Genomic DNA, 13,674 nt, shown 5'->3' on the forward strand with positions numbered 1-13,674 from the left:
GGCTTTTTATAGGGAACCCTCCTCAGCTGCCGAGAGCTGAGGAGGGTTCTTCGCGTCTTCAGGACTACTCTTGAGTCGCTGCCTTCATGCGAGCTACATACTCGGCGAGTTCCTTATGTAATGCTCTCTCGTCGGAAATGCGGCCTGGAGTTCCTTCCACTGGCCTGCCTTCCGCGTCTGTTTCACGTGAAACGTGGCGATCGATAATCTTGGTGATTGCGGAGCCAGTAATGGCGCCCGCTGTCCCAGCGGTCACGGCATCGCGCACGTGTTGCGGCTCGGAAATGCCGAATCCTAGCAGTACCGGAGGTCCATCGAATCTTTTGATGTTGGCGACGACTTCTTCGAGCCCAATAGTCTCGGATTCCTTTTCGGCACCGGTAACTCCATCTCTCGATACTGCGTAGATATAGCCGCGCGAGCTTTGAGCGACGCCCTCGAGGGTGTGCGCAGTCGCGCGGGCCGGGGCGATAAAGATTGGGTCAATACCGGCCTTTTCTGCTGCGGCGATGAAGGGAGCGCCTTCGCGCACGGGGACGTCGGGAAGCAAGATGCTGTCCGCGCCCGCTTCCGCAAACTCGGCGTAAAACCGGTCGAAACCGCGAGTGAAAGCCACATTGCCGTAGATGAGCATGCCGATGGGAAGCTCGGGAAATTCCGCGCGAATTGCTCGCACCTGTTCCAAAGCGGAATCTACGGTGGCGCCGCCATCAAGCGCCCGAAGGTGGGAGGCCTGAATGGTGGGGCCGTCGGCCACTGGGTCAGAAAATGGAACGCCGAGCTCCAATGCATCGGCTCCGGCCGCGACGACCGTTCGCACGATGGCCAGCGTGTACTCCGGCGTGGGATCGCCCAACATAAGGAACGGGACGAAAGCGCCCTCTCCCCTGTTGCGCAGTGAGCGGAATAGGTCTTCGTATCGGGTGCTCATTAGTTCTTCTCCTGGAGCTTAAATTCTGGGTGGTTCTCAAGGCTGTGGCGAACGTGGTCGATATCCTTATCGCCGCGGCCGGAAAGGGAGACCAAGATGTTGATGTCCTCATCCTTCCGCTTCAAGGCGTAGGCCAACGCGTGAGAGGATTCCAGAGCGGGAATGATGCCTTCCTTAGTGGTAAGAAGCTGGAATGCTTCGAGTGCTTCGGCGTCAGTAATGCCGACATATTGTGCGCGGCCGCTGGCGTGAAGGTGCGCGTGCTGCGGTCCTACACCCGGGTAGTCGAGCCCGGCGGAAATCGAATAAGATTCCTCCACTTGGCCGTCCGCGTTGCGCATGAGGTAGCTGCGCGCGCCGTGGAGGATGCCGACCGTACCGTTGTTGATGGTGGCACCGTGCTTGCCGGAGTCTAGGCCTTCGCCGCCAGGTTCGGCGCCGACGAGTTCCACTTCCTCTTCTTCAATAAATTCTGCGAATATACCGATTGCATTAGAACCGCCGCCGACGCAAGCCACGACTACATCCGGTAGCCCACCGGTGCGCTCAAGCATCTGGGTCTTAGCCTCTTCAGAGATCACCTTGTGGAACTCTCGGACGATGGTTGGGAATGGATGGGGTCCGGCCGCGGTACCGAGGAGATAGTGGGATTCATGGAAAGTGGCGGTCCAATCACGGAGGGCTTCATTCACCGCGTCCTTAAGAGCTCCGGATCCGGTGTCGACGGCGACGACCTTCGCACCCATCAGCTCCATACGGAATACATTTGGCTGCTGTCGGGCCACATCTTTCGCGCCCATGTAGACCACACACTCGAGATCCAGTAGTGCGCAAGCAAGTGCAGTAGCGGTGCCGTGCTGGCCCGCTCCGGTCTCCGCAATAATGCGTGTCTTCCCCATTCGTTTTGCTAGCAGTGCCTGGCCGAGAACTTGGTTCGTCTTGTGTGCTCCACCGTGTACGAGGTCCTCACGCTTGAGGAAAATGCGCGCCTTGCCGCCGAGGTTCCTCGCCTCTGTAATTGGTGTGGGACGGCCGAGATAGTCACGCAACAGTGCGCTTAGCTCTTTGTGAAAGGCTGGGTCGTTTTGTGCTTCGACAAAAGCCTTCTCAAGTTGGTCGAGCGCTGGGATGAGGGATTCGGGGACGAACTGTCCGCCGAATTCACCAAAGTATGCCGGAAGGAGCGTTTCACGTGAAACTGTCATCGTTCTCTTCTTTCTATGGGTGTGTGTAGTTTCGGATGGTGCTAAAGGCTTGGGCGATCAATGAGGAGTCCTTGCGGCCCGGTGCATACTCCAAGCCTGAGTTGAGGTCCAGTCCCGAGGTTCCGATTCTCAGTGCCTCTTCGAGGTTCTCTACCCGGAGTCCTCCAGCGAGGAGAGCTTTCTCCTTCACTTCAGGGGGAATCGTCTGCCAGTCAAATGTGGTTCCCGTCCCGCCACTACCGGAGTCGAGGACGAGGGCCTCTACCTCTGGCACTAGGTCCGGCGTCAAGGCAGCGAAATCAGAGATATTCATGTCGATGGCCCGCCAAAGGTTAAGGCCGTCAGCGACGCCGCGAACATCTTGAAGGAATTCCAGCTCTGCTTTCCTACTGCCTTGGAATGGGGCGTGAAGCTGGAGAACTTTGAGGCCGGGGATCCTGGCTAGGTTTCCTAGCACGTCCAAATCCGTAGACCGCGTCACGGCTACGTACTCCAACTCTGGTTCCGCGGAAATGATGCTTTGTGCGGTTTCACGTGAAACACTGCGGGGCGAATCCGGCGCGAAGATGAGTCCCCCGTAACGGGCTCCAGCAGCGCGCGCTGCTTGTGCGGAGGAGGCGGTAGTAAGGCCGCATACTTTATTGGTGCCAAAGACGAGGTCGCGCGCCGCCCGATCGATATCCTCGTGGGAGGTGAGCTGGGAGCCTACAAGGAAAGCATGAGCGTGGGCTCCTAACCGGCGGACGGTGGCATTATCTCGGATTCCAGATTCGGAAACGATCACCTTTCCGTCTGGAACATGGCGGGCTAGGCGTTCGGTACGGCCTAGATCAATGCTGAGATCGTGGAGATTGCGGTTGTTGATGCCGATGATATCGACGCCGAAATTCACCGCGCGATCCACTTCGTCCTCGGTGATGGCTTCGGTCAAGACGTCTAGGCCGAGTTTGACTGCCAGTGCTTTGAGCTCACCGTAGGTGTCATCGTCCACGATAGACATCATGAGCAAGATGGCATCGGCGCCGTAATAACGCGCGGCATAGACCTGGATGGGATCGACAATGAAGTCTTTACACAGCACCGGTACATGGGTGGATAGCGCGACGGTCTGCAAGTGGTCGTAGTCGCCGCCAAACCGATTGGGCTCGCATAACACTGAGATGGCGGAAGCGTAGCGCGAGTAGATCCGGGCGATATCGCCCGGGCGATAGTCCTCGCGAATTTTGCCAAGGGACGGCGAGGCGGACTTGCACTCCATGATGAAGCGGTTGGTTCCACGGAGGGCGTCGGCAAGCGAACGCTCCGAGCGTGGCACGCGAGCCAAGTCCACGTGGGACAGGCGCTCCCGGAGTGCGGGCAGGTGAGTGCGGCGCTGGGCGACGATCTCCTCGAGCACCGTAGGCAAAGTATTCTCCGACATTAGCTCTCCTCCCCTACGGCATAGTTGGCGTTCTCGTGGAGTGCGAGCCAATCTTCAACAGTGCCGCTACTAATCAGTTCCTTGGCGTGAGTGACTCCCGCAGCGATAGTCTCCGTGGTCCCGTTGAGGTAAAACATGGCGCCGGCGGTGGCGGCAATGGCGTCACAATGGGCGGACTCGCCACGTCCGGCAAAGACCGCACGAAGGGCTCGGGCATTCGCGGCTCCGTCGCCTCCGGTCAAGTCCGTCAGCTCGTGGCGCTCAATGCCGAGGTCTTCTGGGGTGAGCTCATAAGAGACAATCTCGCCGTCGTTGAGCTCCCAGACCTGCGTAGTGCCGTGGGTAGCAATCTCATCGGTGCCAGCACCGTGGACTACCAAGGCGCGCTTTCGGCCGAGTTCTCGGAAGACTTCCGCGATGAGTTGGCCTTGCGCCGGGTTGGCGATGCCCATGATTTGGAGAGAGGGGCGTCCTGGGGACAGGAGCGGTCCTAGCGTATTGAAGATGGTGGGGATACCTAGCGCCTTGCGCACCGGTTGTACGTGGGCGACTGCTGGGTTGTAGGCCGGGGCGAATAGGAACGTGAAGTTGGAAGCTTTAAATTGGCGCACTGCTCGGGCGGCGTCTAGGTCCAGTGGGATATTCAGGGCTTCGAGAACATCGGCCGATCCGGACTTGGAAGAGACTGAGCGGTTGCCATGCTTGATCATCTTCACTCCCCCAGCGGCGGCAACGAGGGAGGCGCCGGTAGTGATATTGATGGTATTCGCGCCATCGCCACCAGTTCCGGCCGAATCCATGAGTCCTTCTCCGGTGATGGGGAATGGATAGCCCACCTTCAAGAATGCTTTGGCCGCGCCGGCAATGTCTGCGAAGGTCTCGCCGCGGGTGCGGATATGGGTAAGCAGCGCCGCGATATGAATATCGTCGTAGTCGCCCACGGCCAAGGGGGTAAATACTTCCATGGCTTCTTCGATGGTGGGCTGAGAGTTATTCAGGAAGGCTTCCAAGGTACGCAGTGGGTGGTGATTCATTTTTAGTTCTCCGTATCCATAGTGGTGTGCGTATATAATTGATTAATGCAACGCTCAAGCATGAGGGGGCCGCGGGGCGTGAGGATAGACTCGGGGTGGAACTGGAAGCCAAGGGTGCTACCGTCATCCGTCTCGGCCGCCATGGCTACCTCTCCGATGTCCGTGGGCGTACGTGCGAGACACCGCATCCCCTGAGGGAGGTCCGCGCATCCAAGCGAGTGATAGCGCGCCACCGGAACTTGCGTACCTAGGTGACCCGGTTGGTCCGGCTCGGTATCAGTGGCAAGGCCCTGAAAGACGGGGTGCATTACCCCGGCCTCGGTAAGAGTCATCGGGACGGATTTCCCGTGTACGGGCCCGCACGGTTCGACTGCGCCGCCGTGGTGCTCGAGTAGCGCTTGGAAGCCGAGGCACACGCCGAGGATCGGGATGGTGCCTAGGGTGGCGTCGATAAGCTCCATCATGCAGCCGGCGTCCCGTGGATGACCGGGGCCCGGGGAAAGCACAATAATGTCGGGCTGCGCGCGCATCACGTCTTGGACCGCAACGGTATTGCGAAACACGGTGGTATCGAACCCAGCGAGGGCATCGACGAGGTTGTAGACAAAAGAATCGTGGTTATCCAAAAGGACAATATGCGGCGAGGTCATCGCTGTACCTCCAATTCGGCTCCGTGTGCCATAGCGATGGCATGGAGGACGGCGTAGGCCTTATGCACCGTTTCATCGGCCTCGGCTTGCGGCACGGAATCCTTGACCACGCCGGCGCCGGCTTGTACCACCGCGGTGCCGTCCTGGACGTAGGCCGAGCGGATGACGATGCAGTTATCCATGGCTCCATCGCCGCGCAGGTATCCCACCGCCCCGCCATAGGAGCCGCGGCGCTTTCCCTCCGTGCGGCGCACCAGTTCGGTGGCGCGCAGTTTGGGTGCTCCCGTAAGCGTTCCCATATTCATGCACGCACGGTAGGCATCGAGCGCATCGAAGTCCGGGTGGAGCGTCGCCGTGACGCGGGAGACCAAGTGCATGACCCGCGAGTAGCGGTCAACGTGCAGGAGTTCAGCCACCTGCCGGCTGCGGGGCACAGCCACGCGAGCGAGGTCATTGCGTGCAAGATCAACCAGCATCGTGTGTTCCGCAATCTCCTTCTGGTCTGTACGCATGTCCAGCTCGTTGCGGATATCTAGTTCATGGTTGATGCTGCCATCCGGGTTGAGCCCGCGCGGCCGGGTTCCGGCAATGGGATAGAGCTGGACCTGCCTATCTTTTGGCGTGAATTTGAGGTTTGATTCCGGCGAGGCGCCGAAGAGCTCATAGGCGGCACCGCGGAGGTAGAACATATAAGGCGAGGGGTTGGTCTCGCGCAGTGCTCGGTAGGCAGCCAGGGCGTTGGGGCATTCCACGGTGAAGGCGCGCGCGGGCACTACTTGGTAGATATCACCGGCGTGAATATTGCCTTTAAGCTTGTCGACGCCCGCCCGAAACCCTGCATCATCCACATCCGCCACCGCCCGGATCTTTTCCTTTTGGGGCGCCGCGGGACGAGCGGCGGCCGGCAGTGAGGCAAGAGAATCCAACTCTTCCCGCAGGCGCTTGTCGTCGATGTCCCAGCCTTCTAGGTGCGCAGTCCCTTGCAGGTGGTCCACTGCCAGGACCGTTTGGGCTACCAAGAATTCATAGTCCGGGTAAGTGTTGGCCCCCGGTTTAACCTCGGGCAGTTCCTCGAAAGTAGCGAGGTAGTCATAGGCGAATCCACCCCCAAGGAACGGCAATAAAGGAGTGGAATAGTTGGCTTCTAATTGCAGGAACCGCAAAACATCAGCGGTAGATTCGGCAAGAAGCCGCTCCCGCTCGTCTGGGTGTGTGGACAGCGAGAACTCGAAAACCGCGGTGGTAGTTTCACGTGAAACTAAGCGATGGTGGAACCGCTCCTCCAGGGAAGGAAGGAGCGACTCCCCCGCTTCCGTGAGAGCGCGTACCTCGACCCTCTGGCCGTGGCACGTTACTTTCAGGGCCGCCTTGAGTACGGCGAGGCAGTTGAGATTCTTCTTGGTCTCAATGTCTGCGCTCTCGAGCAATAGGGAGTCGTGCGGTTGTGCGAGGCCGTCAAAAATCGCGGCCGCGTCGCTGTCGTAGGGTATATCGCGAGTGGCGGTGTATGGCATTGCAGTGCCCTTTCGCTGGGTGAGGGAAACGGATAGTGAGCTTCCGCGAGCAGGGGCACTAAAACGCCAAAAGGCCCGCAGAATGCGAGCCTAAAAATGGGAGGTGGAATAAGGCCCGCGGGTTACGCGCGCCACCACCAAGCAGTAGTCATCTTCTTCATGTCGGTCATACTAACCTACATTTCTATAGCCTGTCAGGTAATCGATAAAAATATTCATCCTCTCCCCCTATGCGCTTGTGCTAGGCGCCGAACCAAGAAAACCAGCTAACGAATCGCGGTACTGTGGAGTGCATTCACGCAATGGAGAAAGGTGATGAATATGAGCATCGATCAGAAGGAACTATTAGCGAAGGTCCCCACTCAGCTTTTGATTGGCGGACAGTGGCGCGACGCGTCTTCCGGCGAGACCTTTGACGTAGAAAATCCGGCGACGGGCGCGACCATCGCCACGCTGTCGTCGGCGAATTCTGATGATGCGGTGGCTGCCCTCGATGCTGCCTGTGCGGTCCAGGATGAGTGGGCGCGCACCACTCCGCGCGAGCGCGCCGATATTCTCCGTCGCGCCTTTGAATTGGTACACGAGCGCGCCGATGAGTTCGCCACCCTGATGACCCTTGAAATGGGAAAGCCTTTTGCCGAGTCGCAAGGTGAGGTCACCTATGGTGCGGAATATTTGCGGTGGTTTAGTGAGGAAGCCACGCGCGATTATGGCCGCTACTCCCCTGTCCCGGAAGGCACCTTGCGCATGGTTACCCGCCGCAAGCCCGTGGGTCCGTGCCTATTGATTACTCCATGGAACTTCCCCCTCGCCATGGCCACCCGAAAGGTTGCCCCAGCCGTTGCAGCGGGCTGCACCATGGTCCTGAAGCCGGCCAAGCTGACGCCGCTCACCGCGCAGTACTTCGCCCAAACCATGCTCGATGCCGGCCTGCCGCAGGGTGTCCTCAATATTGTCTCCGGTAGCTCCGCTTCGGCCATTTCGGAGCCCTTGCTTGCCGACGTCCGCTTGCGCAAGCTCTCCTTCACCGGTTCTACCCCAGTGGGCAAAACCCTCCTCAAGGGTGCCGCGGACAATGTCTTGCGCACCTCCATGGAGCTAGGCGGTAATGCACCGTTCATTGTTTTCGAGGATGCGGATATCGACCAAGCGGTTGCGGGAGCCATGGGCGCGAAGATGCGCAATATTGGCGAGGCTTGCACCGCGGCCAACCGCTTCGTGGTGCACGAGTCCGTGGCGGAAGAGTTTACGCAGAAGCTGGCAGCAGAGTTTGAGAAGCTCGTCGTCGGCAATGGCATGGACGAAGGCGTGACGTGTGGTCCGCTGATTGAGGCTAAGGCACTCGACAATATCGCAGCCCTGGTTGAGGATGCGGTGGACAAGGGCGCGACCGTTGTCACCGGCGGCTCTCGCGGCGAGGGCGCGGGCCACTTCTATGTGCCCACAATTCTGAGCAATGTTTCACGTGAAACTCGCGTGGCTCAGGAAGAAATTTTTGGACCGGTCGCGCCCATCCTTACCTTCAAGGATGAATCGGAAGCGCTAGAGATTGCGAACGATACGGAGTACGGACTTGCCTCCTATGTATATACGGAGGATTCCGATCGCCTCTGGCGCGTTGCCGACGGCCTCGAGTTTGGCTTGATGGGATTCAATGCCGGTGTCATCTCTAATGCCGCTGCCCCATTCGGCGGTGTCAAGCAATCTGGTTTAGGACGCGAAGGCGGCGCCGAAGGTATTGAAGAATATACCGCGGTGCAGTACTTGGGTATCCGTAATCCTTATACCGGCGCCTAAAGGTTTGAGCGCCTAACAAGGCGAGAAACCAGCCGGGCTTTCTTTCGCGCCCCAGCTCAAGTCTATTCAGTAGACAGTGCTGAAGAGACAGCGCTGAAGAAACTTTCTTAAGCGTGCACGAATCTGTGCTACCTGCCCAGTGGGTAGCATTGTGCCAGTTCAAGGCGTGGCGATTGCCGGTAGCCGCCTACACGAGGGCGGCTTCGATAAGAGCCTGTAAGGGCTTTTAATTAACCTTTGCAGCCTGCGGGGCGTATAGTGCCTCTCCGTATAATTCAATTTCTATTTCCTTCGTCTGCGATGCGCGGCCTTATGGCCAGCGCGTGGAGAGGGAATTTTCTTTTTGTTATTTGGAGTGAGTATATGACGCCTACAGAATCTGCAGCGGCTAAGCCGCAGCTGATTACGCCTACGTTTGTCCTCGCGTGGGTGGCTAATTTTTGTCAGTTCTTGGTCTTTTACCTGTTCGTAACCACCATGGCCCTCTACGCGGTAGAGAGCTTCGGGGCATCGGATACCGTCGGTGGTTTCGCCTCCAGTGCCTTTGTTCTGGGCGCGACGTGCATGCGCGTGTTCTCCGGCTGGATCGTGGACCGCGTGGGCCATAAGAAAGCGGCCTTGACTTCCCTGGCCTTCGTCACAGTTGTAGCTGTGGCGTACTTTTTTGCCCATAATGTTGCGGTCTTGATTATCGTGCGAATGGTGCACGGCGCGGGCTATGCCTTGACCTCCACCGCACTCATGGCGGTGGCGCAGTCCGTTATCCCACACGAACGCCGTGCGGAAGGCACCGGATACTTCGCCCTGGGCACTACCCTTGCAACCGCGTTTGGTCCAGCTATCGGCCTGCTCTTGGCCAATAACATCGGCTACACCACGCTTTTTGCTGCCGCCCTTGGTGCAAATATTGTTTCCCTGATCCTGGCCTTGGTGCTGCGCTATCCGGCCGAGGTTTCCTCCGAAAAGCCGGCCTTTACGTTGCGCAATGCCGTGCACCCCAACGTGGTGCCCATCGGTCTATTCATGCTCCTGGTCGGCATCGCCTACTCCGGCGTGGTGACCTACCTCAACGCCTACGCCCGCAAGGAAGACCTGGCCACCGGCGCAGGGCTCTTCTTTATCGGCTATGCGGTCACGATGCTCATCATGCGCTTCTTCTTGGGCCGTATCCAGGACCATAAGGGTGATAATGCCGTAATGTACCTCGGCTTGGCCGCCTTTGTCGTGGCCCTGCTGATCATGGGCTTCCCCACCAATGACGTCATGCTGGTGGTCGCGGGCGCCTGCACCGGTTTGGGCTTCGGCACCCTCAGCCCCGCCTGCCAAGCCATCTCCGTGCGCTCGGTTCCTACCGCGCAGATGGGCGCCGGTATCTCCACCATGTTCCTGCTCATGGACCTCGGTATTGGCCTGGCCCCGTTCGGCCTGGGCCCCATTGTTGGGGCAACGGGCTTTGACACGATGTATCTCATTCTCGCGGGTCTCGTGGTCATCGCCGCTATCTACTACTTCTTCGTGCACGGCCGCTTCCCTAAGGCGAAGGGGCACCATCTGAGCTTTGAAGCGGGCAAGTAACACAGCCACTGCCCCTCCTTCGCACTCGGCATGAAAAGCACGCCAGCGCTTAGCGCTGGCGTGCTTTTGTTTTGCGCGCATTCCGGGCAGGAAGAGGGTGCTGTCCTCGCCGGTAAGCTAAAGGCCATGACTCAGCCTGCGGTTCCGGGAGTAGAGTATGCGTCGAGACCCGCTGAGCTCGACATGAGGACGCGGCAAGGCGATACCTTTCGAGCAGTGCCAATAGTGATGGGGAACGTTCAAGGTGGATTGGATCGGCGGACTATGAGCCCTTGTGTAACTAGGTGCGAAGCGAGTTCTGTTGGTGAGTGGGCAGGCAGCCAGCATCTACAACGCGCCGGGCAAGGGCGCGGTCGCCCATCTTGGCGGCAAAGGCCATGCGCATCGTGATGCCGTGGCTGGGCGGAGTATCCAGCTCAATGACGTCGCTGGGACGAATGCGGCCGGGGGAAATGATGCGCAGGTAGGTGCCGCAGTCGCCACGCGCGGTCCAGCGCTTGAGCCAGCCGCGCTCCCCTAGCCAGCCAGCGAAGGTGGCACACGGTTGGCGGGGCACGGATACCTCAAGCACGGCGGTGCCGATGCGCACGCGCTGATTGATGAGCAGAGCAGACAGTTCGATGCCCTGCGTGGTGAGATTTTCGCCAAAGCTGCCGGAGGCCAGCGGGCGGGAAAGCTCGGATTGCCAGTAATCCAGTTCCTCACGGGAGTAGGCATAGACGGCCTTATCGTTGCCGCCGTGATGTTGGGTGTCACCAATTATATCGCCGCGCACGCCGGACCCATCGCCATAATGGGGTCCGGGTGCTGCCAGATCGATAAAGTCTTGCGGCTTTTTGTCGATGCCCGAGAACTCATGCCGCCCGCTCGGGTCCGGTCGGCGGACGGCGACATTGGTAGAGATGACCTGCATGCCTGCCACCCTAGCTGAGCGTGAGCGCCTCCGCGGTGAGAATATCGCGGTAGAACAGCTGCGGGGCGAGGGAGACGGCCTCGGCGAGCTGTGGGAGGGCGTCGTCAAGCGTGGCGGCGAAAGCAGGGTCCGCCAGCTTGCCATTGGCCACGCCGCGCGCCGTGATGGCAAAGACATAGGAAATAAACGGCATCCAGGCGGAATCGCCGAGCTCCGAATTGCCATCGCCAAAGGCGTCCAGCGCGAGCAGGGTATGCAGGACGGACTTATCGACGCCCAGCTGTTGCAGCGTCACCCGCAGCTGCATTGCGGTGCTACGCAGGTTAGAAATGGTGCCCAGGCGGGTGAGCGCAAGGTCATTGGCAAAGCACTCGCGCAGTGCGGCGATGCGGTGGGCATCATCGCAGAGCTGGTCGCTGTCCATTGCTGGCGTAGGTGCCTCGCCCGTTGCACTCATCAGCAGCATGGGGCGGGTGACATCGTCGACGCCGGTGGACGGCACGCGCGCGAGGGAGGCGGAGCCGTGGGCTTCGACGTAGTCATGGGCGGCGTCGGCAAGCGCGGCCAAGAGTGAGGAAGGCTCGGTGGCCGGCTCCTCGCGGCGGAAGGTGCGGGAGACCAAGCCGGTGCGGACAAAGGCGCGCATGCGCTGCCCTGGCTCAAAGTCTGCGGCCATAAGGGCGTCCATGCTGGCGCGCGGATCCGCCTCAATCTCCTTGATGATTCCCTCGAAGGTTTCCTTGGCCTTGGGCGCGAGGCGGCGCATGGCCGCGTAGGTAGGCCACATACCTTCGGTGTTTTCGGTTTCGCCGTCCTGGAAGATGATGAGGGCGCTAGCCGGCGGGTACTGTGGCGCGGCTAAGTCGCTGGCCGGCTCATCCTCGCGGAAGTCCACGATGAGGTGGCCGGCGTTCAGCAGCTCCTCGGGCAGCTCGAAGCCTTCCTCCGTGGGTTCCAGCGGTTGCGGCTCGCCCGCAGGGTTGCCCAGCGGCCACGCCCAAGCCAATAGCTCTACCTCTTCCTCGTGTGCCTGCTCGGGGATGAGGATGCCGTCCTCAATGGTTGCGCGGGCGACCAACGGTGCCTTGCGCACGGTGGCGATGGCGGCATAAATGAGGTCGCTGGCCGCGGTGGCCTCATATTCCATGACGCGACGCTCAAAGCTGCGCTTTTGGTGCGCTGCGCGCTCCTTTTCCGGCAGTCCTTCGAGGTATTCCTCATAGGACAACGTGGACCACAGGAGGTAGAGCTCCAGCGAGGTCTTCTTCGTCAGCGCCGACTTCAGCGCGCGGTTTGGTACGGACAGGCTGGTGGCCGCTTCCGTCGAGCCATTGGCGGTGACCAGGTCCCTAATCTTCTGGTTCTTGTCAATGACCACGAACTTTGCCAGCGGCAGTGGCTCCGGTGAGTGGATGGTAAAAAGTGCATCCGCATCGAGCTGGTCCGCCAGGATGACCTGCTTATCCAGGTAATCCACGGGCTCGGCCGCGGTGCGCTTCACGCGAGTACGAATCGTCGCCGGTTCCACCTGGAAGGTCAGCTCATAGCCGGCCTCACTGCCGACGGTCTCCTCGCGCACGCTTTCGTCCTCGCCAAAGACGCGCTGGCCCTTTTCCATCTGGATAGCCTTGCCCGGCGCAGAAGCCAAGGCATAGCTAAACGGCGAAAGGTTGCCCAGGGCATCGATAAAGCGGAAGTTGGTGCCGCGCGGGCCCTCGTTCTTGGCACGCATGTGCAGCGACTCCGCAAAATTGAGGTACTGGATATCCACCAGTTCCTCGTCCTTGTACAGGGTGAAGCGGTAGCGGCCTACCCAGGGATCCTCGAAGGCGTCTGCGGGAAGCACCTCGTGAATACCCTCCGGCAGCTCGTCCTCCAGCACGGCCTCCTCTTCCCCACCAATGGGGACATAGGCCAGCTCCATGCTGAGTTCCGTATTGGCGATGACCCGCGGGGACTGGGTATAGACCAGTTCGCCATCGAGGCCATGGGCATTGGGTAGCGTCTTGACGGCCATGTCCCAGGCAAAATCAGGGCTGCCGGACACCTTGATAATTGCGGCTTCTTGGCGCGGAACCTCCACGGTGAAAGACTGGCTGACCTCTATTGGGGTGATGGTCCAGCCCTCCCATGCGCCGTGGGGACGGGACTCGCCGACCTTGGCCTTGGCCAGCTCCGTGCCGGCCGGGGCGATAAAGGTATAAGAACCCTTAGCCACCGCGGTGGTGGTATCGATTGGGCGATGGGTGGAATCCAGCAGCAGGCCGCCATTGGCCACGCCGGCAAATTCCACGGTGTGCTCCTCAAAGGAGACGCTGAGGTGGCTAAAGGCACGCGGCATGCTGATCCACAAGCCGGGCTCCTCGCCCTCCACGTAGTAGAACTTGCGGGTGTCCTCGCTGCCGTCGAGCAGCTGTGCGGTCACGGTCCACTGGGGATCTTCTGGCTCATAACCTGCGGTTACGGCCGGTAGGTACAGCTCCAATGTGTCGGTAGCTGGAGAGAGGCGCAGGTGCGGGATCCCCTGAAATACCGCTGCGTCTGCAAAAGATGATAGCTGGCTGCGAAACTTCTCCTGGCTCATTTACCCCAGCCTAGAACATTTTCATGCAGATCTGCATTTTGGCTGCGAGCG

The 13,674-nt window shown here is 59.9% G+C and carries 10 protein-coding genes; 2 read left to right on the forward strand and 8 right to left on the reverse strand.

The genetic code is table 11. From position 1 onward, the window contains the following. Positions 1-64 precede the first annotated feature (64 nt). The 6 genes from trpA to QP884_RS05230 are packed head-to-tail and all read right to left on the reverse strand — an operon-like array spanning position 65 to position 6,754. On the reverse strand, positions 65-931 hold the full coding sequence (gene trpA, locus QP884_RS05205; RefSeq protein ID WP_284821089.1) for a tryptophan synthase subunit alpha: 867 nt from the start codon (positions 929-931) through the stop codon (positions 65-67). Further along, positions 931-2,136, reverse strand: coding sequence for a tryptophan synthase subunit beta (gene trpB, locus QP884_RS05210; protein WP_284821090.1), 1,206 nt, complete (start codon positions 2,134-2,136; stop codon positions 931-933). The genes trpA and trpB overlap by 1 nt, the downstream gene beginning before the upstream one ends. A 13-nt stretch (positions 2,137-2,149) precedes the next feature. Then, positions 2,150-3,556 (reverse strand): bifunctional indole-3-glycerol-phosphate synthase TrpC/phosphoribosylanthranilate isomerase TrpF, encoded by a 1,407-nt coding sequence (trpCF, locus tag QP884_RS05215; protein ID WP_284821091.1) that lies wholly within the window; start codon positions 3,554-3,556, stop codon positions 2,150-2,152. Further along, positions 3,556-4,590 (reverse strand): anthranilate phosphoribosyltransferase, encoded by a 1,035-nt coding sequence (trpD, locus tag QP884_RS05220; protein WP_284821093.1) that lies wholly within the window; start codon positions 4,588-4,590, stop codon positions 3,556-3,558. The genes trpCF and trpD overlap by 1 nt, the downstream gene beginning before the upstream one ends. 2 nt (positions 4,591-4,592) lie before the next feature. Further along, positions 4,593-5,240 (reverse strand): anthranilate synthase component II, encoded by a 648-nt coding sequence (locus tag QP884_RS05225; RefSeq protein WP_284821095.1) that lies wholly within the window; start codon positions 5,238-5,240, stop codon positions 4,593-4,595. Next, positions 5,237-6,754 carry an anthranilate synthase component 1 gene (locus QP884_RS05230; RefSeq protein ID WP_284821096.1) on the reverse strand — a complete coding sequence of 506 codons (1,518 nt, stop codon included), beginning with the start codon at positions 6,752-6,754 and terminating at the stop codon, positions 5,237-5,239. Before QP884_RS05230 ends, QP884_RS05225 begins: the two co-directional genes overlap by 4 nt. A 315-nt stretch (positions 6,755-7,069) precedes the next feature. On the opposite strand from QP884_RS05230, the gene QP884_RS05235 reads away from it, so the two are divergent. Both QP884_RS05235 and QP884_RS05240 read left to right on the forward strand, forming a co-directional pair. After that, positions 7,070-8,551 (forward strand): NAD-dependent succinate-semialdehyde dehydrogenase, encoded by a 1,482-nt coding sequence (locus QP884_RS05235; RefSeq protein ID WP_434736448.1) that lies wholly within the window; start codon positions 7,070-7,072, stop codon positions 8,549-8,551. A gap of 363 nt (positions 8,552-8,914) precedes the next feature. Beyond that, positions 8,915-10,126, forward strand: coding sequence for an MFS transporter (locus QP884_RS05240; RefSeq protein ID WP_284821099.1), 1,212 nt, complete (start codon positions 8,915-8,917; stop codon positions 10,124-10,126). Between the two features lie 280 nt (positions 10,127-10,406). On the opposite strand, the gene QP884_RS05245 is transcribed toward QP884_RS05240, so the two are convergent. Both QP884_RS05245 and QP884_RS05250 read right to left on the reverse strand, forming a co-directional pair. Then, a complete protein-coding gene (locus QP884_RS05245) occupies positions 10,407-11,039 on the reverse strand; it encodes an MOSC domain-containing protein (RefSeq protein WP_284821101.1) in 633 nt (210 codons plus the stop codon). Positions 11,040-11,049: 10 nt separating this feature from the next. Further along, on the reverse strand, positions 11,050-13,623 hold the full coding sequence (locus QP884_RS05250; protein WP_284821103.1) for a hypothetical protein: 2,574 nt from the start codon (positions 13,621-13,623) through the stop codon (positions 11,050-11,052). Positions 13,624-13,674: the final 51 nt, after the last annotated feature.

This window comes from Corynebacterium tuberculostearicum, from assembly GCF_030229345.1.
Classification (GTDB): Bacteria; Actinomycetota; Actinomycetes; order Mycobacteriales; family Mycobacteriaceae; genus Corynebacterium; species Corynebacterium tuberculostearicum_G.